This is a genomic window from Streptomyces sp. WAC07094 (assembly GCF_036320405.1).
Classification (GTDB): domain Bacteria; phylum Actinomycetota; class Actinomycetes; order Streptomycetales; family Streptomycetaceae; genus Streptomyces; species Streptomyces lannensis.
Window position 1 is genome coordinate 5,060,014 of record NZ_JAVMJZ010000001.1, and the last position, 21,672, is coordinate 5,081,685.

Below are 21,672 nucleotides of genomic sequence, written 5' to 3' on the forward strand. Positions count from 1 at the left end.
CGGACGTCCTCCTCCGGCGCGCCCTCCCTGCTCCGCTTTCTTGCCAACACCTTGGGCAATTCCGGCGTTGAATTTACCGTTTCCTGCTAAACGGGACATTTGGGCTAGGGTTTGGCCTGATCGCCGGACGAGTGTGGAGGACCCGTACCCGTGACAGTGAACCTCTCCGAGCAGCGACCCAAGGTCGCTCGCCCGGCCGCCGAGACCGTCGTGCCCGCCCCCGTCCCGGCGTTCGCCCGGGTCCGGCGGCTCGCAGTCGAGGTCGCCAAGTTCGGGGTCGTCGGCGGCAGTGGTGTCGCGGTCAACTTCCTTGTCTTCAACTTGCTGCTTCACGGCGTGAGTTGGGCACCGATGACGGCGACCGTGATGGCGAGCGTCGTCGCGATGGGCACCAACTACCTGGGCTTCCGTTTCTTCGCCTACCGGGACCGGTCCTCGCGCACCCGGCAGCAGATCGCGCTGTTCTTCGTCTTCAGCGGTATCGGCGTGATGATGGAGAGCCTGCTGTTCTACATCGGCTACCACGGGCTGGACATGAACGGTTCGCTCGGCTCCAACGCCGCCAAGGCCCTGTCGATCGTGCTGGCGTCGGCGTTCCGCTTCCTGGTGTACCGGACGTGGGTCTTCCAGCACGAGGCGAAGCAGGGCGCCGGAGCGCGATGAGCCTGGCGTCCGAGGGGGCGGGCGGGGCCGAGGGAGCAGGGGGAACGACCGGGACGGCCGGGTCGGGCACGGGGAGCGAGAGACCGAAGCGCTCCCGTGACGCGGGCAGCCGCACCGGAGCGCGGTGCGGAACGACGGGTGCCGCACTATGGGCGATTGCCGGCCTGATCGTCCTACTGATGCTGCTCGTGATCGTCCGGCTGCCGTGGGACGGCGATCTCGGCATGCACGCCGCGACCGTGGAACGGCTGCGGCACCGGCTCCTGGACCCGGGCAATCCGCTGGTCGACGAGAACACGCCGAGCCCCTACTACTCGCCGTGGACCGTGTTCCTCGGCGTCGTCGCGCGCTTCACGGGACTGTCCGTCTGGGTCGTGCTGCGTATCGGCGCGCTGATCGGTCTGGCACTGCTGGTGACGGGCCTGTGGCGATACGTCCGCACACTGAGCGACCGGAGTGCCGCACCGCCGCTCGCCCTGATGTGCACGGTGTTCCTGTGGGGCACCCAGGTCTTCAAATGGAGTGGCTTCCTCGGGCTCAACTCGCTGGCGCTGACGGTGGCTTACCCGAGTGTGTTCGCGCTGGGGCTCGCCTTGCACTTCTGGGCCGCGCTGGCACGGGCGCTGAAGGGGGAGCCCGCGGCTCCGGCCGTCTTCCTCGGGCTCGGTGCGCTGTGGGCGGTGATCCTGCTGAGCCATCAGTTCACCGGCGTGGTGGCGACGCTCGGGGCACTGGCGACGGTGGTGGGGGCGCGGGCCGGCCGCCGGGCCCTGCCGCGGCTCGGGGCCGGGATCCTGCTGGGGGTCCTGATCCTGGTGGGGTGGCCGTACTACGACTTCTTCGCACTGTTCCGCGTGGGGGGCCTCGAGACGATCCACCGGGCGCTCTACCAGGATCTGTTCGCACGCTTCTGCCTGGTGCTGATCGGGGTGGCGGCGCTGGCGGTCCGGGCGCGGCGCGATCCGCGGGACCCCCTGGCGCTGTTCTTCCTGCTCGGGGTGGCGGTGTTCGCGGCGGGCGGGCTGAGCGGGCACTACTCCTGGGGACGGGCGCTTCCGGCGGTGCTGATCCCCGCACAGATCGCGGCGGCCGTGGAGGTGGCCGGGACTGCATACGGGACGCTGCGCAGGGCCGCAGCCGGTGTGCTGGCCGTCGCGCTGGCCGTCGGGGCCTGGACGCAGGCGCAGACCGTGGGCTACGTGGTGGGGCGCAGCGCACTGCCCGGGCCGGTCGCGGCGAAGTACCGGGTGCCGTGGACCGGATACCACTGGATCACGCCCTGGGTGCGGTACGGGGACGTGGTGATGGCGAGGACCTATCCCGCGCGGCAGATTCCCGCGTACGGCGCGTACACCGTGGCTCCGGGGTATCCGGACTTCTTCCTGCCGGACGAGGGGCGCCGGATGTCGGCCGTGGAGACGTACTTCGCAAGGGGCGTGCCGCGGAACGCGCGTCTTCGTGCACTGCGGTCCTACGGCACGCACTGGGTGGTGCAGGGGCCCTCGGACGGCGGACTGCCGCCGGGGGACCGGGCGTTGCGGCGGGTGGCCGCGGGGCCGGGGGGACAGATTCTGTACGAGGTGGAGCGCTGAGGGGTCGGCTCGCGCGGCCGCCGGCACCACGTGCTTCGTACCGGCAGACCGAGCGGCGGACCATGACCCCGCGATCCACGACGACCGCGATCGTCACCCGGCCGCCCCCGGCGCACCGTCTCGCCGGGGGCCTGGCACGCTGCCGCGCCTCAGGAGGAGAGGGGCGCTTCCGCGGCCGCGGGTTCCTGCTTCTGGGGCTTGGGCTTCTTCGGATTCGCCCGCTTGGGCTTGCTGCCGCCCTCCGTGAACTCCTCGTACGCCTCGAGGACCTCCTCGGTCGGCCCGTCCATGCGCAGCACACCGCGCTCCAGCCACAGCGCCCGCTCGCAGGTGTCGCGGATGGACGCGTTGCTGTGGCTGACCAGGAACACCGTGCCGGCGTGCTGGCGCAGTTCGCGGATGCGCTTCTCGGACCGCTTGCGGAAGGACGCGTCACCGGTGGCCAGGGCCTCGTCGATGAGGAGGACGTCGTGGTCCTTGGCGGCGGCGATGGAGAACCGCAGCCGGGCGCCCATGCCGGAGGAGTAGGTCCGCATGGGGAGGGTGATGAAGTCGCCCTTGTCGTTGATGCCGGAGAAGTCGACGATCTCCTGGTAGCGCTCCTTGATCTCCTCGCGGGACATGCCCATGGCGAGGCCGCCGAGGTAGACGTTCTTCTCGCCCGTCAGGTCGCCCATGAGGGCCGCGTTGACGCCGAGGAGGGAGGGCTGGCCATCGGTGTAGATGGCGCCGTTCTCCACCGGGAGCAGCCCGGCCACGGCCTTGAGCAGGGTCGACTTGCCGGACCCGTTTGTGCCGATCAGGCCGATGGCCTCGCCCTTGTAGGCGGTGAAGGAGACGTTCTTCACGGCGTGCACGCGGCGCACGCCGGCCGCCTTCTCCGCCGTCTTGCGGCGCAGCATGCGGTTGAGCGCGGCGGTGGCGGAGCCACGGCCGGCCCCGGTGCCGTTGACGCGGTAGACGATGTCGACGCCGTCGCAGATGACGGTGGGGATGCGCTCGTCGCTGTTCGGGTTAGCCACGGCCGTACGTCTCCTCAGCCTTCCAGAAGTAGATGAAGCCGCCGACACCGGCGAGCAGGGCCCAGCCCGTCGCGACCACCCACACGTGGGGCGGCAGCTGGCTCGCGTGGAAGCTGTCGATGAGGGCGAAACGCATCAGGTCGATGTAGACGGCGGCCGGGTTGGCCTTGAGTACCGGAGCCACCCAGCTCGGCAGGCCGCTCTGCTGATCGGTCAGCTTGTCGATGCTCCACATGACGCCGGAGATGTACATCCAGGTGCGCAGCACGAACGGCATCAGCTGGGCGATGTCCGGTGTCTTGGCGCCCAACCGGGCCATGATCATCGAGACGCCGGCGTTGAAGGTGAACTGCAGGATCAGGGCCGGGATCGCCAGCAGCCAGGAGGCGGCGACCGGCACGCCGAAGAAGAGCAGGATCACGAGCAGGGCGGCCATCGAGAACAGCAGCTGCTGGAGCTGCTGGAGGCAGAACGAGATGGGCAGCGCGGCTCGCGGGAAGTGCAGGGCCCGGACCAGCCCGAGGTTGCCGGAGATCGCACGGGTGCCGGTCAGGATCGAGCTCGATGTGAACGTCCAGATGAACACGCCCGTGACCAGGAACGGGATGTAGTCCGGCACGCCCTTCTTGGTGTGCAGCAGAACGCCGAAGATGAAGTAGTACACCGCCGCATTCAGCAGCGGGGTCATGACCTGCCAGACCTGGCCGAGCTTCGCCTGAGCGTACTGGGAGGTCAGCTTGGCGGTGGCGAACGCCGAGATGAAGTGCCGCCGCGCCCACAGCTGACGGACGTACTCCGGCAGGGAGGGACGGGCGCCGCTGACCGAGAGGCCGTACCGTGCGGCGAGCTGCGCCGGGGTCTCGGCCGATTCGGTGGCCGTGGGGGGCGGTGTGTCGAGGACCTGGCTCACATCCGCTGCTTTCGCTCGGGGGGTCGGGTGCGCGAACCGGTCCGCAGTCTTCCGCTGGATCGACCCCGGTGACTCCGCTTTCCGGCTTTTCTCACGTTTTCTTGCCGGGGTCTTGCTCTGCTTTAGGGTCTTGTACAGCTCTTGGGGGTTCGGACGACTGCTCTTTGCGTCGGGACGGGACCGTATCGTCGCATCGCGAGCCTAAGCCGATCTGACGTCGGAACGCAACCGTATCGTCGTAACGCCCTATGCTGGTCGGCATGACCACGAACGCCGGCACTTCCCAGGTGAAACGGCGCCGCCGGGCCCCAGCGGGCGCGGCCGTCCTCCGCGAGGACGTGACGGAGGCCATTCGCGCAGCCGTCTTCGAGGAACTCGCGGCGGTCGGCTACGCCCGAATGTCCATCGAGGGCATCGCGCGCAGGGCGGGCGTCGGCAAGACGGCGGTGTACCGCCGATGGCGCTCCAAGCTGCACCTGGTCCTCGACCTGGTCTCGGCGGTGGCGGTCCAGGGCCTGCCGGCCCCCGACACGGGCTCCCTGGAGGGGGATCTGAGACTCCTGTACGAGGTGACGTCCCGCGCCCTGCGCCACCCGGTGGCCGGCCAGATCATCCCGGACCTCCAGGCGGAGGCGGCCCGCAATCCGGACATCGCGGAGGCCATGCAGAAGGCGCTGCGCGAGGGGCAGCAGAGCGTCGCGAGCGGTGTCGTCGCCGCGGCCGCCGCTCGCGGTGAGATCAGCGACGGCATCGACGTGGACCTGGCCCTCGACCTGATCTCGGGCCCGCTGTACTGGCGGGCGGTGGTGGTACGCGGCCCGAAGCTGCCGAAGGGATACCTGGCGGGACTCGCCCGGGCCACGGCGGGGGCGCTCAAGGCACTGTGAGGGCGCGGGCGCGTACGGCGGCGCCTCGGCCCGGTCCACCGCCGTGCCGATGACGCACCGAAGCGGCGTCCAGTGGCACGACCGACCGGTGAGATGCGACACGTGACGGCGGTCGCTCCACCACGATTCAGTCGGCCTCGCCACCCGGGGCCGCGAGCCGCCGCGCCAGACGCATGAGTTCCGGCCCGTTCAGCACACGGTCGCCGAAGCCCGGCAGCGGCACGTGCAGCGGCTGCGTCCAGCGGTCCGGGATCGCGTCCGGGCCGTGCACGGCTCCGGCGAGACCCCCTGTCACCGCCGCGACCGTGTCCGTGTCGCCGCCGAGGTCGACGGCGGCGCGTACGGCGTCCTCGTACGACGTGGTGGTCCGCAGGGCCCAGACGGCGGAGCCCAGGCACGGCCAGACCGCGCCGTTGAACTCCGTCGCCAGGTCCGGATGCCAGTCGGGGGCCAGGACCTGCGCGTAGCGGGCGCGGTGGCCCGGATGGACGGCGCCGAGGGTGGTGGCAACCGCCTCGAGCGGGTCCCCTCCGGTGAGTGCCACGCGGATCAGCTCGTGGAAGATCGCCGTGCCCTCCCAGGCCGCCCGGTCCCCGTGGGTGAGTGCCGCGATCCGGCGGGCGGCGTCCATCGTGGCTTCCCGGCCGTGCGGAGCGAAGTACACGGCCGAGGTCGACGCACGCATCAGTGCACCGTTGCCCGCCGCCCGCCCGTTCGTCTGGAAGTGCAGTGCCGCCGCCAGGTCCCAGGGGTCGCCGCCGGTGAGAACCGCCTCGGTCGCCAGGCCGATGTCCTTGGGGCCGGCCGCCGCCCAGCGCCGGAACCGGGCGAACACGTCCGGGAGCTCGAGTCCGCCGTGCTCCAGCAGCGACTCCCCGACGAGCACCGCCATCTGCGTGTCGTCGGTCGCCTCACCGGGCTCCCAGCCGCCGCCCCCGCACATCCCGGCGCCGTCGCCCGGTGCCGGGAAGCGTGCCGAGAACGCGCCCTCGGGGCCGAACTCGAACGGGGCGCCGAGGGCGTCGCCCACGGCGGAGCCGAGGACCGCGCCGATCGCGCGCAGGGTGCGGGAGCGGGGCGCGGGGCCGGGGGAGTCGGTCATCGGCGAAGCGTACGGGTGACCCGACGCCGCTCACGCCCCCGGAGCGCAGCCCCGGAGGATGTACGCCACCAGTTCGTCCAGGTCCTGTCCGCGCATCTCTTCCGGCAGGGAGTCGCTCGCGGCGAGGGTGGCATAGCCGTGGAGGGTGGAGAAGACCCCGATGCCCACGCGCTCCAGAGGGCCCTCGCGCACCTCTCCGCTGCGCTGGCCCTCGACGATCAGGTTCATCATCTGCTCGGTCCACCGCTGGGAGGCCGCGCCCAGTTCCTCGGACGCCTCGGGGGTGTGCTTGATCGAGTACATGAGGTCGAGCAGCTCGGCGTTGGCGACGGCGAAGTCGACATAGGAGCGTGCCCCCGCCGCCAGCCGGTCGGCGAACGACTCGCCCGCCTCCTCCAGGGCCGTCGTCATCGTCCTTGAGATCCGGTCGAAGCCGACGAGCGCCAGGGCGTCCAGCAGTGCCTGCTTGTCCTTGAAGTGGCGGCTCGGGGCGGCATGGCTGACGCCCAGGTCGCGCGCCAGTTCCCGGAGGGACAGCGCGGCGGGTCCCTTCTCCCGGAGCGTGTCCTCCGCACCGGCGAGCAGTGCGGCGCGGAGGTCTCCGTGGTGGTAACGACGAGGGGTCTGCATGAAGGCAGTCTATCGGGGATGTGACCGGCGCCTACATTGTGGGCAGCGACACCATTGTTGTCATTGACAGCATTGTTGGCGACGCCTACATTGAAGTCATGCCTCAGACATCACGTAAATGGAATATCTCCGACATCACCGACCAGAGCGGCCGCACCGCCGTCGTCACCGGCGCCAACAGCGGCATCGGGCTCGCCGCCGCCGACGCACTGGCCCACGCGGGCGCGCATGTGGTGCTCGCCGTACGGGACGTGCGGCGCGGCGAGGCCGCCGCCGCGACCGTGCGCGGCGCGAAGGGAAGCGTCGAGGTGCGCCGCCTCGACCTCGCCGACCTCTCCTCCGTACGGGAGTTCGCCGCGGGCTGGCAGGGGGACCTCGATCTGCTGATCAACAACGCCGGTGTCATGAACATCCCCGAGGCCTCCACCAAGGACGGCTTCGAGATGCAGTTCGGCACCAACCACCTGGGGCACTTCGCCCTGACCAACCTGCTGCTGCCGCACATCACCGACCGTGTGGTCACCGTCTCGTCCGGCGCGCACCGACTGCCGGCCGGAATCCACATCCACTTCGACAATCTGAACCTGACCGGTGAATACGCGCCGATGGTGGCGTACGGCCAGTCCAAGCTCGCCAATCTGCTGTTCACGCTGGAGCTCCAGCGCCGCCTCGCCGAGGCGGGTTCACCGCTGCGGGCCCTCGCCGCGCATCCGGGCTGGGCCGCGACCAACCTCCAGGGCCACGACGCCAGCGCGGTGCGCCGGGTCGCCATGCGGATCGGCAACCGCGTGCTCGCCCAGGACAACAAGTCGGGCGCGCTGCCCACCCTGTACGCGGCGACCCGGGATCTGCCGGGCGCGAGCTATGTGGGACCCGACGGTCTCGGGGAGATGCGCGGCGCGCCGACCCTGGTCGGCCGCTCCCACGCGGCCAGTGACCCGGAGTCGGCCCGCCGCCTGTGGACGGTCTCGGAGGAACTGACCGGGATCGTGTTCCCGCGCCTTTCGCAGCGCACGAAGGCGACGACCTGAGGGCCGCCGCCCGGGCCCTATGCCCGCGCCGCCCCCGGATGCCTGCGTACCCACCCTTCCCACGCCGAGGTGATCATGTCCTCCACATCGTGCTTGGCCGTCCAGCCCAGTTCGCGGGCGATGCGGTCGGCCGAGGCGACGACCCGGGCCGGGTCGCCGGGGCGGCGGGGGGTGACCGTAGGCGGGGTGCCGTAGCCGGTGATCGCGTTGATCCGGTCGACCATCTCGCGGACCGACACCCCCTCCCCACGGCCGATGTTGAGGGTGAGATCGGCGCCGGGCGAGGTCCGCAGGGCGCGGGCCGCGGCGACATGGGCCTCGGCGAGGTCCACCACATGGATGTAGTCCCGCACACACGTGCCGTCCGATGTGGGGTAGTCGTCGCCGAAGATGCGCGGGGGCGCGCTCTGCGTCAGCTTCTCGAAGACCATCGGGATCAGGTTGAAGACACCGACGTCGGCAAGTTCCGGCGCGGCCGCCCCCGCCACGTTGAAGTAGCGCAGGCACGCCGTGGACAGGCCGGTCGCCCGGGCCGTGGCGCGCACCAGCCACTCGCCGACGAGCTTCGTCTCCCCGTAGGGCGACATCGGCAGGCACGGTGTCTCCTCCGTCACCAGGCTGACGTCCGGCATCCCGTACACGGCCGCGGAGGAGGAGAACACGAACGAGGGAACGCCGGCTCCCGTCACCGCTTCCAGCAGGACACGCAGGCCCTCCACGTTCTCGCGGTAGTAGTGCAGGGGGAGTTCCATCGACTCGCCCACCTGCTTCTTCGCCGCCAGGTGGACGACTCCCGTCACCGCGTGGTCCGTCAGGGCGCGGCGCAGCGACTCGGAGTCCAGGGTGGACGCCACCACCAGCGACACCTCGGCGGGCACGCGTTCGACGAGGCCCGTGGAGAGGTCGTCGTACACCACGGTCCGTTCGCCCGCCTCGGTCATCGCGCGGACGACGTGCGCTCCGATGTAACCGGCGCCGCCGGTGATCAACCAGGTCATGTGCGGCCGTCCCCTCGTCAGTTGGCCCACCGTGTCGGTGCGTTCACGTCCAGTGAAGCAGGCGCCGCAGCCTGCGGCCCAGAACGGAGGCCGCTCCGCGCACCCCGCATGCCACCCGCAGGGCCAGGGCCCCCGAATGCGTCGCGTACGGCTGCACCAGCAGCACTCCGCACCTGGGGTTCGGCACCGCGCGCCGGCGCAGCAGACCGGGCCCGGTGAGGGCACGGGGCGTGGTGGCGCGGCTCGTCCCGTCGTCGAAGCGGAGCGTCAGCGAGAGGTCCCAGGTGCCGGTGCCGAGTGCCGCCAGGTCCACGGGCGTCTCGGCCGTCCAGCCGTCGGAGTCCGCGTCGCGCCTGAGGACCGCGGGATGCGAAGGCCCCACCCGGGTGCCGCCCTCCCGGCGGACGAACTCCACGTCCACCCGGCCCGGTCGGGCGTTCTCCACCCGCCCATACAGCTCGTGCAGGCGCAGCCGCAGCAGGCCGGCCCGCGCCCGGGGGCGCAGTTCCGCGTCGACGGCGATCGGCAGGTGCCGCACGGGGCGGTACAGCAGGTGCTCCAGCCGGACCTGGGGCAGATCCTCCGACCAGACCGGGGTGCCGTCCCGCGTGCTCGCGTACGGCGGGGTGAGCCGCGCGGGGCGTGCCGCCAGCTCCTTGAGCCGGTGCAGGTCGCGCGGGCGCCCGGCGGCGAGCACCACCTGGGCGACGACCCTGCCGGGCACCGAGGCCTGGGCGAGGTCGGCCGCGTCGAAAGTCGACAGATACGCGCGGGTGAGCCTCCACCACTCGTCCCGGTACTCGGTGTCGCGGAGCGGGAGTTCCCGGGCGTACAGACGCAGTCCCCGGTCGAGGAAGGTGGTGCGTGCGGCGCGCGCGAGCCGCTTCTCGCCGGCGCCGAGCAGGATCTCGTACGCCTGCCGGTTCGCCTCCGTACGCGCCTTCCAGTTCTCGATGTCGGCGCGGTCCAGGGAGATGGACAGACGCCGGGCCGAGCGCCGGACGTGCCAGATGTAGACCCGGTCCGGGACCAGGGCCACGCTGGGTCCGGCGGCCAGGACACGTGCGCCGAACACGAAGTCCTCGTAGGGGAAGCGGCCTTCCGGGAAGCGGATGCCGTGCTTGCGCAGGAAGTCGGTCCGGTACAGCTTGTTGACGCACAGCGTGTCGTAGACCAGACGGGGGCGCTTGGAGGGGCGGGAGACCAGCGCCGGACGCTCGTACAGCTCCGGTTGCCAGGGTGTCTCGCGGCCGCAGGGCAGCTCGCGGCGCACGCAGAGCCCCGCGGCGAGCGGGGACCCGTGGGCGACGGCCGCCATCAACAGCGCGTCCACCGCGCCGGGCGGCAGCAGGTCGTCGCTGTCCAGGAACATCACGTACGGGGCGGCGGCCGCGTCGATCCCGTCGTTGCGCGGGGTGCCGCAGCCGCCGCTGTTGACCGTTCTGCGGACGACCCTGAGGCGCGGGTGCTCGACCGCGAGGGCGTCGAGCAGTTCGGGGCTGCCGTCGGTCGACGCGTCGTCGACCGCGATCACCTCGCGCACGCAACCGCCCTGGGCGAGGGCGGAACGCACCGCGTCCGTCACATGAGTGGCGTCGTCGTACCCGATGACGACGACGCTGACCTGTGCATCGTGAGGGTGCATCGATTCCACGAGCCGAAACATTAGGGATGCCTGGTAATCATCGGTTAAGAGGCAATTCTCCACCTGTGCGGAAGTATGCAGGAATCCGGTCGGAGATCCAGGACGACGCGTCCGTTTCCGGCCGTTCCGCCAGGGGGTGTCCGGAACGCCACAGGCGGACGAGCGACACGACCGCGGCGGACATCAGCAGTCCGTTGCGCGCGAGCATGAGCACGCAGCCCGTCCAGGTGCTGTTGACGACTTCCCCGTAGTACGCCGGGTACTCGACCGCGCTCACGGCGGTGGCCGCCAGCAGGAGCAGCGCCACCGGCCGCTGAGTGGTGTGACGTGACGTCAGGCAGACGGCGGCCAGGCCGACCAGCCAGATCATGTACTGCGGGCTGATCACCCGGCTCGTCACCGTGAAGAGCAGGACCGCGGTGAGGGCCGCGTCGTAGGGGGTCGCGGGCGTCCAGCGGCGGTTCTGCAGCCGCCACAGGAGCAGGAGGGCGAAGGCGGCTCCGGTCAGCACGAGCGACCCGACGGCGACCAGGTGCACATGCGGGCCCACGAACTCCACGGCCCCGTACTGGTAGCGGGTGCGAACCGGCCAGCCGGCCCGGCGCGCGAACATCAGGACGGTGCCGCCCAGTGACTCGATCTGTACGCCGCGGCCGCCCTGCTGGCGCAGGAAGTCGAACGGGTTGCGGAAGAGGGCCTCGACGACGGCGAGCAGTGTCACCACGGTGACCAGGGCGGCGGTCCACGCCTGCCGGGTCGTACGGCCGCGCGGCGTGCCGATCAGGGCTAGTGCCGGCCACACCTTCACCAGGGCGCCGAGTGCGGCGAAGACGCCGGACGTCCGCGCGTGGCGCGGCACCGCCAGCAGGGAGATCACCGCGAAGGCGGTGACCTGGACGTCGTACCGTGCGAGCGGGATGTGCAGCAGCAGCGGCAGGCCCGCCGTCCACAGGGCGGCGCCGAGCAGCGTACTGCCCCGGCGGGTGCCCGCACGCGCGAGGGCGAGCACGATCACGGCGTCCGTGACCAGCGTGAGGACCACAAAGGCCTGAAAGTACGTCAGGCCCGGTACGAGCGCGGGTGAGAGGAGCACCGCGCCCGCTCCGGGCGGGTACTGCCACAGCTGGTCGCCCGACGGGAACGCGCCGTGGCGCAGGAGGCCGTACCAGTGGAAGTACAGCTTCCACACTTCTCTGGCGACCCCGCCCCGGCCGAGCAGGGGGTACTGGTCGTGGGTGAGCAGCCACAGCATCAGGGCGCGGGTGGCGAGCCAGCCTGCGCCGAGGAGAAACAGCCGGTGCTTTTTGCGGATCCTCTTCACGAGGGGCGGCGAAAGCGGCGCGGCTACGGTCGTTCGGGACCCCGTGGCACTCTTCAAGGCACTCATCAAGCCCGGATAGTAGGCCGTCCGTACGCGGCATGTGCGTAGATACGCCGTCAACTACCCACAAAGATTAGTTAATAGTACAAAAACCGGGCATGTTGAATGCGGGCATGAGTCGGTTGTCGGAGAGACGCGCGGAGTACCTGGCCGTCCTCGTACCCGTCGTCGTCATGTGCGCGATCGGGCTGTGGGGACTGGACCGCGACGGGATGTGGCGCGACGAGGCGGTCACGTTTCAGGTCGCCCGCCGCTCGGTGCCGCAGATCCGGCACCTGCTGGGCAGTGTGGACGCGGTGCACGGCCTGTACTACCTGCTGATGCACCTGGTCCTGGCCGTCCACCCGGGCGAGGTGGTGCTGCGGCTGCCCTCGGTCTTCGGGGCGGCCCTGGCGACGGGCCTGGTCGCCGCGCTGGGTGTCCGGCTGTGCCGGCCGCGCGTCGGACTGTGGGCGGGCCTGGCGTACGCAGCCACGCCGATGGTCGGCCACTACGCGCAGGAGGGCCGCTCGTACGCGCTGGTCGCGGCAGGGGTGGCGGGCGCGACGCTGCTGCTGGTGCGGGCCGTGCGGGGCGGCAGGTGGTGGCCGTACGGGGCGGTCCTCGCCGTCACCTGTGTGCTGCACGAGTTCGCCGTGCTGGTGCTGCTCGCGCACGCCTGCACGCTGGCGTTCGCGCGGGTGCCGGGGACGACGTGGCGGCGCTGGGGCTGTGCGGCCGGGGCGGTCGTGGTCGTACTGCTGCCGCTGGTCCTGGTCTCGTGGGGGCAGTCGGCACAGGTGGCGTGGCTGACCGCGCCCGACGGGCGGAGCGTCGAGGAGCTGCTGGAGCGGTTCACGGGGTCCTCCCCCCTGCTGCTGGGGCCGTATCTCGTGCTGATGGCGCTGGCCGGCGGGATGGCGAGGGCCAAGCGGGACCTGTCGCCGGCCGGGGTGGCGCTGCCGTTGATGGTGGTCCCGCCGGCGGTGCTGATGGGGATCTCGCAGATCTCCCCGCTCTACGACGACCGGTACGTGCTGTATTCGCTGGCCGGGGCGCCGCTGCTGGCCGTGGTGGGCGCCGAACGGGCGGCCGGTGTCCTCGGCCGGTTGCGCACGGGACGCCGTCGCCTGCCCGCCGTGCCCCGCCAGGCGTCGTACGGCCACGGTGCGGCCGTCGGCGCCCCCGTGCTGCCCGCACCGCGTGGATCCGCGGGCCGCGGCGGGGGCGTCGCCCTCCGGGACGCGCCGCGGGTCTCCGCGTCCCGCGCCCACGATGCCGTCCCGCCCTCCCTGTGGGTCCGGTGGCGGGGCGGCGCCCTGCTGGGTGTGCTCGCCGTCTGCGCCGTACTGGTGGCGCAGTTGCCCCTGCTCAGGGCCGATCGCCGGGCCGACCACCGGCCGGACGATCTGGCGGGTGTCTCCGCTCTTGTCGGCCGGGTGGTGCGTCCGGGCGACCCCGTGCTGTTCCTGCCGTCGCTGGAGCGACGGTCGGCGCTGGCCTATCCGGCCGGGTTCAAAGGGGTGCGCGACGTGGCGCTCGACGTGCCCGCAGCGGAGGACGGGACGCTGTACGGACGGGAGGCCGGCCCCGCCGAGCTGCGGCGCCGGCTCGGCGGCCTCACCTATGTGTGGGTGGTCACTGAGCCGTTCGCGCTGAGGTCCACCTGGGCTCCCTCGAACCCCACGGAGCGCGCCAAACTCGCGATGGTGACCCAGGAGTTCATCACCCGTGAGGAGTACGTCCGCCGCGGTATCACCCTTCGACTTTACGTACGCCGCGAGGAGCCCTGGTCCGCCGGGTCGACGCAGCCGGGCGCCTCCTGAAGCGCCGCCTCGTCGAGCGCGTGGGTCAGCCGGTCGAGCCGGGCTTGCAGGTCCATGACCTCCTCCAGCTCGAAGCCGGTCGAGGCGGCGATCCGGGTCGGCACCAGCAGTGCGCGCTGCTTCAGGGCGGTGCCCTCCTCGGTGGGACGCACATGCACGGACCGCTCGTCCTCGCGGCTGCGCTCACGTCGCACCAGACCCGCGGCCTCCAGGCGCTTCAGGAGCGGCGACAACGTCCCGGAGTCCAGCCGCAGACGCTCGCCGAGGCTCTTCACCGGCAGCTCGCCGTGCTCCCAGAGCACCAGCATCACGAGGTACTGGGGATACGTCAGCCCGAGGTCCTTGAGGACGATGCGGTAGACGCTGTTGAAGGCGCGGGACGCGGCGTGGAGCGAGAAGCAGATCTGGCGGTCCAGACGCAGGAACTCCTCGCCGGCTGAGGCCTCGGCACCGGGGGTCGGCGTGGTCGTCATGACTCCAGGATAGCTCTGCGGATGATTCAGTTGTGCCCAACTTAATTGTGTGCTCTACTTATGCCCGTGAGGCGGTCCGGACCGAAGGCCCGGTCGCCCGGACATGACTTCGAGAGGGATGGTTCCCCATGGATGCGCTGTACACCGCCGTCGCCACCGCCACCCACGGCCGTGACGGCCGCGCCGTCACCTCCGACGGCAAGCTCGATCTTCAGCTGTCCCCGCCGGTCGAGATGGGCGGCAACGGCGAGGGCACGAACCCCGAGCAGCTGTTCGCCATCGGCTACGCGGCCTGCTTCGCCAGCGCCCTCGGCGTGGTCGGCCGACGGGCCAAGGTCGACGTCAGTGACGCCGCCGTGACCGGCGAGGTCACCATCGGCAAGCAGGGCGAGGGCTTCGGTCTCGCGGTCACCCTGCGCGTGGAGCTGCCGGAGTCGGTGGACCAGGCGACCGGCCGCAAGCTGGTCGAGCAGGCCCACCAGGTCTGCCCCTACTCCAACGCCACCCGCGGCAACATCCCGGTGGAGCTCGTCGTCGAGTAGTCCCACCCCGAGCGGCCCCATGCGCCTTCGAGTACGTACGGGGCGGTCCTCGGAGCCGCGCCCGGCGCCGGAACCTCCTCCCGGCTCCGGGCGCGTGTCATGTCGAGGCCGCCACGTCGTCGTCGCCCGCCGACGGGGCCGGGATGGAGACGGCGGTGTCCGGCTCGCCCAGCATCAGGGTCCGTACCACCCGGCGGGCCGCCCCGCCGTCGTCGAACTCGCAGTAGCGCGCCCGGAAGGCGGCCCGCAGTGCCGCCGCGTCCGCGTCCTGCCAGCAGCCGGAGGTGAAGAGCCAGGCCAGCTCGCGGTAGGAGCGCGAGACCTGCCCGGGCGCGTTCGCCGTGATGTCGACGTATGTGCCCCTGCTCGCCCGGTACGCCCCCCAGTCGCCGGCGTGCACGACGATCGGCCGGTCCAGGTTGGCGTAGTCGAACATGAGCGCCGAGTAGTCCGTGACCAGGGCGTCCGAGGCGAGCATCACCTCCTCCACATGCGGCTCGTCTGTGGCGTCGACCAGCACGCCCCGCCGGTCCAGCTCCGCCAGCCCCATCCCGCGGGCGGGACCGTCCGCGAGCGAGGGGTGGAGCCGGACCACGAGGGTGTGTCCCTCACCCAGGTCCTCGGCGAACCGCGCGGGGTCGAAGGGCTCCGTATGACCGCCCCGCACATGGTCGCGGCGGGTGGGCGCGTACAGCACGACCGTGTGGTCCTCGGGGATGCCGTGCCGGAGCCGGAAGGCGGCCCCGTCGCCGGGTTTCGCGTTCACGAGGACGTCGTTGCGCGGGCTGCCGGTGCGGAGCGAGGCGAAGTGGCAGGGATAGGCCCGGTCCCACACCAGTTCGGAGTGGCGGTTGGCGACCAGGCTGTAGTCCCAGCGGTCCGCGCGGCGCAGCATCCCCGGCACGTCGAGGCCGTGCCGGGCGCCCGGCTTGCCCCGCAGATCGGTCCCCATGTACTTCAGCGGGGTGCCCTGGTGGGTGTGGACGTGCACGCTGCCGGGGCGTTTGGCCAGGGAGCCCGGCCAGTTCACGTTGTTGACGAAGTAGGTCGCCCGCGCGGTGACCCGCCGATACGCCGGGGAACCCGGGAGGACGTACTCGATGTCCGGCGGCAGATGCTCGACCTCCTCCGGGTGCACCACCCATACGGCCCGGATGTGCGGCGCCAGGTCGCGTGCCGCGTGGTGGATCGCGGCCGGGTCCCCGAGGACTCCGCTGTGCGAGAACGCCGAGTACACCGCCAGGTTCGGGTCGAGCGGCCGGTGTTCGTGCGCCCAGGACCAGCCGCGCCCGACACGGCCTGCGGCCGCCCGGCGGACCCGCCCGGCACGCAGACCGAGCGCACGGCCCGCGGCCGAGGTGCGCTGCAGGGCCCGGTAGCGGGTGTAACCCCCTTCCAGGACGCGCAGTGCGGCGGGAACCGGTTCCCGCGTGCGGTGCCTGCGGAAGAGCTCGGCCGTGCGGCGGAAGAACTCGGCCTTGGCGGACGCGGGGAGCCGGTCCGGCTTGGCGAGGACGTCCAGACAGTGCTCGCCCATCTTGCGATGCAGGTAGGGCCGCCAGCGGTTCAGCTCCGGGTGCGCGTCGACGTATGCGAAGACCCGCTCGTACTGGTCGTGGATGTCGAAGTGCTTGCGGCTGGTGGTGGACAGGATGTTGCCCTGGCGGCGCTGCCGGTAGAGGAGACAGATCCGGTCGAGGGCGGCGATCCGCCCGGCGCTGAGCAGAGCGGGGAAGGTCCAGGGAGTGTCCTCGTAGTAGCCGGGCGGGAAGCTGAAGCCGTGGTCGGTGACGTAGTCCCGGCGGTAGGTCTTGTTCCACACCACCATCAGCAGGTCGAGGATCTCCGGGCGTTCGGCCGCGGTGAACGTGCCGGTGGCGTCCGCGAGCACCTGGGCCAGCGCGTTGCGCCGGGTGCCGCCCCACCAGTAGGAACGGGCGTAGTCGAAGACCAGGACGTCCGGATCCCGGGTCTCCTCGAGCCGGTCGGCGATCGCCCGTAGCGCGCCCGGGGTGAGGGTGTCGTCGCTGTCCAGGAACAGCAGGTAGTCCCCCGTGGCGTGCGGCAGCCCGGCGTTGCGCGCCCGGCCGAGGCCGACGTTCTCCGGCAGGTGCAGTACGCGCATGCGGGGGTCGCGTTCGGCGTACTCGTCCAGGATCGCCCCGCAGCCGTCGGGGGAGCGGTCGTCGACGGCGATCACCTCGAAGTCGGCGTACGACTGGCCGAGCACCGAGTCGAGGCACTCGCGCAGGAAGCCCTGCACCTTGAAGACGGGGACGATGATGCTGAAACGGGGCACGGGAATCAGCTCCTGACGAGGGCGGGGGCCGGGGCCGGGATGCGCTCGGCGAGCGGGATCACGGGCGGGATCGACTCCGGCGGCTCGCCCAGCAGCACCCGGCGCACCACGCGTTCGGCGGCGCGCCCGTCGTCGAACCCGCAGAAGCGCTTGCGGAAGGCGGCGCGCAGGGCGGCGGCGGAGCCGTCCGCGTACGAGCCGTCCCGGAAGACGGCGGCCAGGTCCTCGGGCGCGTGTGCCACCCGGCCCGGCGGTGCCTCCATGAGGTCGAAGTAGACGCCCCTGGTCTCCCGGTACACGTCCCAGTCGTCCGCGTACACGACGATCGGCCGGTCGAGGTTGGCGTAGTCGAACATGATCGACGAGTAGTCGGTGATCAGCGCGTCGGCGGCCAGGCACACGTCCTCGGCGGAGCGGTGCCCCGTGACGTCGATGATCCGGCCGTCGTTCCGCGCCGCGCCCACGTCGTAGAAGTAGTGGGCGCGCAGCAGGACCACGTAGTCGTCGCCGATCGCCTCGCAGAACGCCTCCAGGTCGAGGCGCGCGTCGAAACCGGAGCTGTAGTCGCGGTGCGTGGGCGCGTAGAGGATCGCCGTCCTGCCCTCGGGGACGCCCAGTTCGCGGCGGATGCGAGCCACGTCGCGCGCGGTCGCGGTGTAGTAGACGTCGTTGCGCGGATAGCCGTACTCCAGGGTCTCGTAGGAGCCGGGGAAGGCCCGCTCCCACATCTCGGTGGAGTGCCGGTTGGAGGAGAGGTTGTAGTCCCAGCGGTCCACCCGGGTCAGCAGCTTGGCGAAGCTGCCGGTCGCGGCCGCGACCACGGGGTACGTCGACTGGTCGACGCCCATCTTCTTCAGCGGGGTGCCGTGCTGGGTCTGCAGATGCACGCTGCCGGGGCGCTTGACCACGCCGTCCGCGAAGTTGGCGTTGTTGACGCAGAAGGTGGCGCGGGCGAGCACGTCCCAGTAGGCCCGGCTGCCGATCACCGCGTACTCCACGTCCGGGGGAAGGGTCGCCACCGCGTCCGGCTCGACCAGGAACACCGAACGGATGTGCGGGGCCAGTTCCCGGGCCTTGGCGTGGATCGCGGCCGGGTTGCAGGTGTAGCCGCGGCCCCAGTACGCGCAGTACACGGCCAGGTCGGCCTCGAGCGGGCGGCGCAACGCCAGGGCGTACCGGAGCCGGGTGCGCAGCATGCGCGGAACAGGGGCCCTGCGCGCCGCCTTCGCGGCGCCGCGGTTGACGCCGCGCAGCGCCCGGAAAGCGCTGTAGGCACCGCAGGCGAGCAGCCGGTGCTGGATCCCGGCGCTGCCCGCGGGCGGCCGGTGACCCGACGGGCGGTGGCGGCGGTAGAGGCGTGAGGCCTGCCGGAAGAAGGCCCGGCGGCGAGGTGTCGGCAGGCGTTCCGGATGCGCGGCCGTCCGCAGGACCACGGCGAAGATCTGCTCGAACAGCGGTAGCAACCGGTCTGCGGAAAGGGCGAGTTCGGCGGCCCGGCTCAGGACCATGTCGGCCTGGTCGAGTAGGTCGAACTGATGCTCACCGGGGGCATGGAGTCGGCTGCCCTGCCTGCGCACCAGATGCCGTACGCAGACCGAGCGCAGCACCGAGATGCGTTCGGCGGCGAGGGTGACCAGGCCGCCCCAGCCGATGTCGGTGAAGTGGCTCGCCGGGAAGGTCAGCCGGTGGGCGGTGACGAACGCGCTCCGGTAGGCCGCGCTCCACGCGGGCACGGACACACCGGTCAGCTCCGGGGCCAGGCCGGGGGCGAAGGCGCCCTCGGGAGCCCCGCCGAGCGGGGGAGTGGACGGCTCGGCGTCCCACCAGTGGACCCGCTCGTGGTCGAAGTAGAGGACGTCCACCTCGCCGACCGCCGCCAGATGCCGGTCGATCGCCGCGAGGGCGCCCGGTGCGAGGACGTCGTCGCTGTCGAGGAACAGCAGATAGGACCCGGTCGCCGCCTCCGCCCCGGTGGTACGGGCCACCCCCAGGCCGCCGGAGGGAGGCGAGGTGAGCGGGACGACCCGCTGGTCCCGCTCGGCGTACGCGGCGGCGACCGTGCCGGCCGTGGAGTCGGGCGTGTCGCAGACCGGGATCACCTCGAGGTCGCCGAAGGACTGGGCGAGGACGGAGTCCAGGGCCTGGGACAGGCGGCCGGCGACGCCGAAGGCGGGGACGATGATGCTGAAGCGGGGCATTCTGCTCTTTCTCTCGGGCCCCGGCCCCCGTCCCGGGGCCGGTGCGTCGTACGCGTGCGGGTGGGTCAGCGCCCGGGCCTTCCGGTGAGGACGGTGGGGGGCCTGTGCGGCATGGCGGAACTCCGGGGGTTCGGGCGGTTCGGTGGTCAGAGGCGTTCGGCGACCGGTGCGCGACTGCCGGGGACCGGGACGGTGGTGAGCGGTGCGGTGGTCCCGCCCGCCATGGCGGGCGGGACCGGGTGCCGGCCGGCCGGCGGGACCACGGACGGCAGCCAGGCGTTCTCCCCGAACACCACTCTGCGCACGATCCGTTCGGCCGCGCGCCCGTCGTCGTGCGGGCAGAAGCGCTCGCGGAACGCCCTGCGCCGCTGCTGCGAGCGTGATCCGCACCAGTGGCCGGTCGCGAAGATGTCGGCCAGTTCCTCCTCGTCGCGCGCGACCGCACCGGGCGGGAAGTCGCGCACGTCGAAGTAGGTGCCACGGGTCGCCTCGTACGCCTCCCAGTCGTCCGCGTACACGACGACCGGCCGGTCGAGGTTGGCGTAGTCGAACATCAGCGACGAGAAGTCCGTGACGAGCGCGTCCGAGGCCAGGCACACCGCCTCGACGCTCGGATGGTCGGAGACGTCGATCACCCGGTCGCCGGTCGTCCGGGCGAGGGGTTCGCCGAACGACGGGTGCGAGCGGGTGAGCAGCACGAAACGCGGTCCGAGCCGGTGCAGAAGGCGTTCGGGATCGAGGGCGGGGCGGTGGTCGCGGCGGTAGTCGCGGAACGTCGGCGCGTACAGGATCGCCACCGAGCCCTCGGGGATGCCCATCGTCTGGCGCAGCCGGGCCACGTCCGCCGAGGTCGCGCGGGCGAAGACGTCGTTGCGGGGGAGGCCGTACTCCAGTGTGGTGAACCCGGAAGGGAACACGCGCTCCCAGACGAGGGTGGAGTGGCGGTTGCCCGAGAGGACGAAGTCCCAGGAGTCGGCGGAACGCAGCATCCGGCCGGCGTCGGCGGTGCGGGCGGCGGCCGGACGGTCCCGGAGGTCGAGGCCCATGCGCTTGAGCGGGGTGCCCTGCCGGGTCTGGATCAGGATCTGGCCCGTGCGCTTGACGACGCCGGGGCCGAAGTCGTCGTTGTGCACGAGGTACTTGGAGCGGGCCAGAGCCGTCCAGTACGCCGCCGAGTCCGGCCGCAGCCGGCGTGTGGCGAGCGGGACGGTGTGGTGATGCTCGGGGCGCGCGATCCACGCGGTGCGGATGTGCGGGACCAGATTGCGGAACGCCGACTCCAGGGCGCCCGGGTTGCAGCCGTACCTGCCGCCCTCGTCCCGGGTGAAGACGGCGCGGTCCGCGCGCAGCGGAAGGCGGAGCTGGATGCGGTAGTGCGTCCGGAGCGCGGCGGCGGTCAGCCGTCGGCCGGCCCCGGCGGCCAGGCGCCGGGCGCGGCGTACCAGGCCGGACGCCAGCGACAGCGCCCGGTAGATGCGGTGGCTGCCGAGCCCGATCAGGAGGTGGCGCGCCCCGAGCGGCGCGCCCGGGACGCGGTGTCTGCGGTAGTGGGCGCGGGCGAGCCGGAGGAACTCGGCACGGCTGTCCCGGGGCAGCCGGCCGCGTCGGCCGTAGACGGTGGCCAGGTGGTCGACCATGCGGCGGAACAGCACCGGGCGCCAGCGGTCGAGTTCGGGACGGGCGTCGAGGTGGGCGAAGACCCGGTCGTACTGGTCGAAGACGTCGAAGTGCCTGCGGCTGGTCGAGACGAGAATGCTGCCCTGGCGGCGCTGGCGGTAGTGGACGCAGACCCGGTCGAGCGTGGCGAGGGTGTCCGCGGTCAGCAGCACCGGGAACGTCCACGCGGTGTCCTCGTAGTAACCGGGAGGGAAGACGAACCCCGCGCGCTCGACGAACTCCCGGCGATAGGCCTTGTTCCAGACCACCATCAGCAACGAGAGCAGGCCGGGTCGGTCGTCGAGACGGAAGGGCGCCGGGCCCTCCTCGGTGAGCAGATCGGCCAGCTGGTTGCGGACCGTGCGCCCGGTCCAGTACGTACGGGCGTAGTCGAAGACCAGGACGTCCGGCTCGGACGTCGCCTTCAGCCGGTCCGCCAGGTCCCGCAGCGCGTCCGGGGTCAGGGTGTCGTCACCGTCGAGGAAGAGCACATAGTCGCCGGTCGCGAGCTCGAGACCCGCGTTGCGCGCCGGGCCGAGTCCCACGTTGTGCGGCAGATGCAGCGGCCGGACGCGGGGGTCACGGGCGGCGGCCTCGTCGATGAGGGCGCCGCAGGCGTCGGGCGAGCAGTCGTCGACGGCGATCACTTCGACGTCGGTGTACGACTGCTCCAGCACGGATGTGAGGCATTCCTCCAGGTACGCCTGAACCTTGTACGCGGGAACGATGACACTGAACCTGGGCAAGGGGCATCCATGGGATCGGCGCGGGCATACTGCCCGGAAACGGCCGAAGGGCCGCTTCGGTTACGCCGGATGCGGCATCCGGGGGAACGCCG

At 71.7% G+C, this 21,672-nt stretch carries 17 protein-coding genes; 6 read left to right on the forward strand and 11 right to left on the reverse strand.

From position 1 onward, the window contains the following. The first annotated feature begins 150 nt into the window (after nt 1–150). Together RCR19_RS22395 and RCR19_RS22400 are read left to right on the forward strand one after the other, a co-directional pair. Nucleotides 151–663 (forward strand): GtrA family protein, encoded by a 513-nt coding sequence (locus tag RCR19_RS22395; protein ID WP_331266743.1) that lies wholly within the window; start codon nt 151–153, stop codon nt 661–663. 179 nt (nt 664–842) lie between these two features. After that, nucleotides 843–2,255 carry a hypothetical protein gene (locus tag RCR19_RS22400; protein ID WP_331266744.1) on the forward strand — a complete coding sequence of 471 codons (1,413 nt, stop codon included), beginning with the start codon at nt 843–845 and terminating at the stop codon, nt 2,253–2,255. Between the two features lie 149 nt (nt 2,256–2,404). On the opposite strand, the gene RCR19_RS22405 is transcribed toward RCR19_RS22400, so the two are convergent. Together RCR19_RS22405 and RCR19_RS22410 are read right to left on the reverse strand one after the other, a co-directional pair. Then, nucleotides 2,405–3,277, reverse strand: a complete 873-nt coding sequence (locus RCR19_RS22405; RefSeq protein WP_331266745.1) for an ABC transporter ATP-binding protein — start codon at nt 3,275–3,277, stop codon at nt 2,405–2,407. Continuing rightward, entirely contained in the window at nt 3,270–4,187 is a 918-nt protein-coding gene (locus RCR19_RS22410; protein WP_331266746.1) for an ABC transporter permease, read from the reverse strand. Before RCR19_RS22410 ends, RCR19_RS22405 begins: the two co-directional genes overlap by 8 nt. Nucleotides 4,188–4,447: 260 nt before the next feature. Here RCR19_RS22410 and RCR19_RS22415 point away from each other — a divergent pair, with 260 nt between their 5' ends. After that, entirely contained in the window at nt 4,448–5,074 is a 627-nt protein-coding gene (locus RCR19_RS22415; protein WP_059127868.1) for a TetR/AcrR family transcriptional regulator, read from the forward strand. A 127-nt stretch (nt 5,075–5,201) separates the two neighbouring features. On the opposite strand, the gene RCR19_RS22420 is transcribed toward RCR19_RS22415, so the two are convergent. Beyond that, nucleotides 5,202–6,176 carry an ADP-ribosylglycohydrolase family protein gene (locus RCR19_RS22420; protein ID WP_331266747.1) on the reverse strand — a complete coding sequence of 325 codons (975 nt, stop codon included), beginning with the start codon at nt 6,174–6,176 and terminating at the stop codon, nt 5,202–5,204. Nucleotides 6,177–6,206: 30 nt separating this feature from the next. Further along, the gene (locus tag RCR19_RS22425) at nt 6,207–6,806 is read right to left on the reverse strand and encodes a TetR/AcrR family transcriptional regulator (RefSeq protein ID WP_331266748.1); all 600 of its coding nucleotides are present in this window, start codon (nt 6,804–6,806) and stop codon (nt 6,207–6,209) included. Between the two features lie 98 nt (nt 6,807–6,904). Between RCR19_RS22425 and RCR19_RS22430 the strand changes: the two genes are divergently transcribed. Then, entirely contained in the window at nt 6,905–7,837 is a 933-nt protein-coding gene (locus RCR19_RS22430) for an oxidoreductase (protein ID WP_331266749.1), read from the forward strand. A gap of 17 nt (nt 7,838–7,854) precedes the next feature. Here the strand turns inward: RCR19_RS22430 and galE are convergent, their stop codons facing one another. The 3 genes from galE to RCR19_RS22445 are packed head-to-tail and all read right to left on the reverse strand — an operon-like array spanning nt 7,855 to nt 11,732. Further along, nucleotides 7,855–8,835: a UDP-glucose 4-epimerase GalE gene (gene galE, locus RCR19_RS22435; RefSeq protein ID WP_331266750.1), complete on the reverse strand. Its 981-nt coding sequence runs from the start codon at nt 8,833–8,835 to the stop codon at nt 7,855–7,857. Between the two features lie 43 nt (nt 8,836–8,878). Next, nucleotides 8,879–10,480, reverse strand: a complete 1,602-nt coding sequence (locus RCR19_RS22440; RefSeq protein ID WP_331266751.1) for a glycosyltransferase family A protein — start codon at nt 10,478–10,480, stop codon at nt 8,879–8,881. Nucleotides 10,481–10,517: 37 nt separating this feature from the next. Beyond that, nucleotides 10,518–11,732: a glycosyltransferase family 87 protein gene (locus tag RCR19_RS22445; RefSeq protein ID WP_331269522.1), complete on the reverse strand. Its 1,215-nt coding sequence runs from the start codon at nt 11,730–11,732 to the stop codon at nt 10,518–10,520. A gap of 242 nt (nt 11,733–11,974) precedes the next feature. On the opposite strand from RCR19_RS22445, the gene RCR19_RS22450 reads away from it, so the two are divergent. Continuing rightward, on the forward strand, nt 11,975–13,666 hold the full coding sequence (locus RCR19_RS22450) for a glycosyltransferase family 39 protein (RefSeq protein ID WP_331266752.1): 1,692 nt from the start codon (nt 11,975–11,977) through the stop codon (nt 13,664–13,666). Here the strand turns inward: RCR19_RS22450 and RCR19_RS22455 are convergent. Next, nucleotides 13,609–14,139, reverse strand: a complete 531-nt coding sequence (locus tag RCR19_RS22455) for a MarR family transcriptional regulator (protein ID WP_331266753.1) — start codon at nt 14,137–14,139, stop codon at nt 13,609–13,611. The two genes, RCR19_RS22450 and RCR19_RS22455, sit on opposite strands and share 58 nt — an antisense overlap. 128 nt (nt 14,140–14,267) lie before the next feature. Between RCR19_RS22455 and RCR19_RS22460 the strand changes: the two genes are divergently transcribed. Beyond that, a complete protein-coding gene (locus tag RCR19_RS22460) occupies nt 14,268–14,681 on the forward strand; it encodes an organic hydroperoxide resistance protein (protein WP_331266754.1) in 414 nt (137 codons plus the stop codon). A 97-nt stretch (nt 14,682–14,778) separates the two neighbouring features. Here the strand turns inward: RCR19_RS22460 and RCR19_RS22465 are convergent, their stop codons facing one another. The 3 genes from RCR19_RS22465 to RCR19_RS22475 all read right to left on the reverse strand — a co-directional run bounded on the left by RCR19_RS22465 (nt 14,779) and on the right by RCR19_RS22475 (nt 21,580). Further along, nucleotides 14,779–16,980 carry a CDP-glycerol glycerophosphotransferase family protein gene (locus RCR19_RS22465; protein WP_331266755.1) on the reverse strand — a complete coding sequence of 734 codons (2,202 nt, stop codon included), beginning with the start codon at nt 16,978–16,980 and terminating at the stop codon, nt 14,779–14,781. Between the two features lie 5 nt (nt 16,981–16,985). After that, the gene (locus RCR19_RS22470; protein WP_331266756.1) at nt 16,986–19,178 is read right to left on the reverse strand and encodes a bifunctional glycosyltransferase family 2 protein/CDP-glycerol:glycerophosphate glycerophosphotransferase; all 2,193 of its coding nucleotides are present in this window, start codon (nt 19,176–19,178) and stop codon (nt 16,986–16,988) included. 146 nt (nt 19,179–19,324) lie between these two features. Continuing rightward, a complete protein-coding gene (locus RCR19_RS22475; RefSeq protein WP_331266757.1) occupies nt 19,325–21,580 on the reverse strand; it encodes a bifunctional glycosyltransferase family 2 protein/CDP-glycerol:glycerophosphate glycerophosphotransferase in 2,256 nt (751 codons plus the stop codon). Nucleotides 21,581–21,672 lie beyond the last annotated feature (92 nt).

Bases quoted from the DNA above. Each gene is read 5' to 3' on its own strand.
- RCR19_RS22430 (WP_331266749.1), top strand. From the start codon at position 6,905: ATGCCTCAGACATCACGTAAATGGAATATCTCCGACATCACCGACCAG.
- RCR19_RS22440 (WP_331266751.1), bottom strand. From the start codon at position 10,480: ATGCACCCTCACGATGCACAGGTCAGCGTCGTCGTCATCGGGTACGAC.
- RCR19_RS22445 (WP_331269522.1), bottom strand. From the start codon at position 11,732: ATGCTGTGGCTGCTCACCCACGACCAGTACCCCCTGCTCGGCCGGGGC.
- RCR19_RS22415 (WP_059127868.1), top strand. From the start codon at position 4,448: ATGACCACGAACGCCGGCACTTCCCAGGTGAAACGGCGCCGCCGGGCC.
- galE (WP_331266750.1), bottom strand. From the start codon at position 8,835: ATGACCTGGTTGATCACCGGCGGCGCCGGTTACATCGGAGCGCACGTC.
- RCR19_RS22460 (WP_331266754.1), top strand. From the start codon at position 14,268: ATGGATGCGCTGTACACCGCCGTCGCCACCGCCACCCACGGCCGTGAC.
- RCR19_RS22455 (WP_331266753.1), bottom strand. From the start codon at position 14,139: ATGACGACCACGCCGACCCCCGGTGCCGAGGCCTCAGCCGGCGAGGAG.
- RCR19_RS22425 (WP_331266748.1), bottom strand. From the start codon at position 6,806: ATGCAGACCCCTCGTCGTTACCACCACGGAGACCTCCGCGCCGCACTG.
- RCR19_RS22400 (WP_331266744.1), top strand. From the start codon at position 843: ATGCTGCTCGTGATCGTCCGGCTGCCGTGGGACGGCGATCTCGGCATG.
- RCR19_RS22420 (WP_331266747.1), bottom strand. From the start codon at position 6,176: ATGACCGACTCCCCCGGCCCCGCGCCCCGCTCCCGCACCCTGCGCGCG.
- RCR19_RS22450 (WP_331266752.1), top strand. From the start codon at position 11,975: ATGAGTCGGTTGTCGGAGAGACGCGCGGAGTACCTGGCCGTCCTCGTA.
- RCR19_RS22470 (WP_331266756.1), bottom strand. From the start codon at position 19,178: ATGCCCCGCTTCAGCATCATCGTCCCCGCCTTCGGCGTCGCCGGCCGC.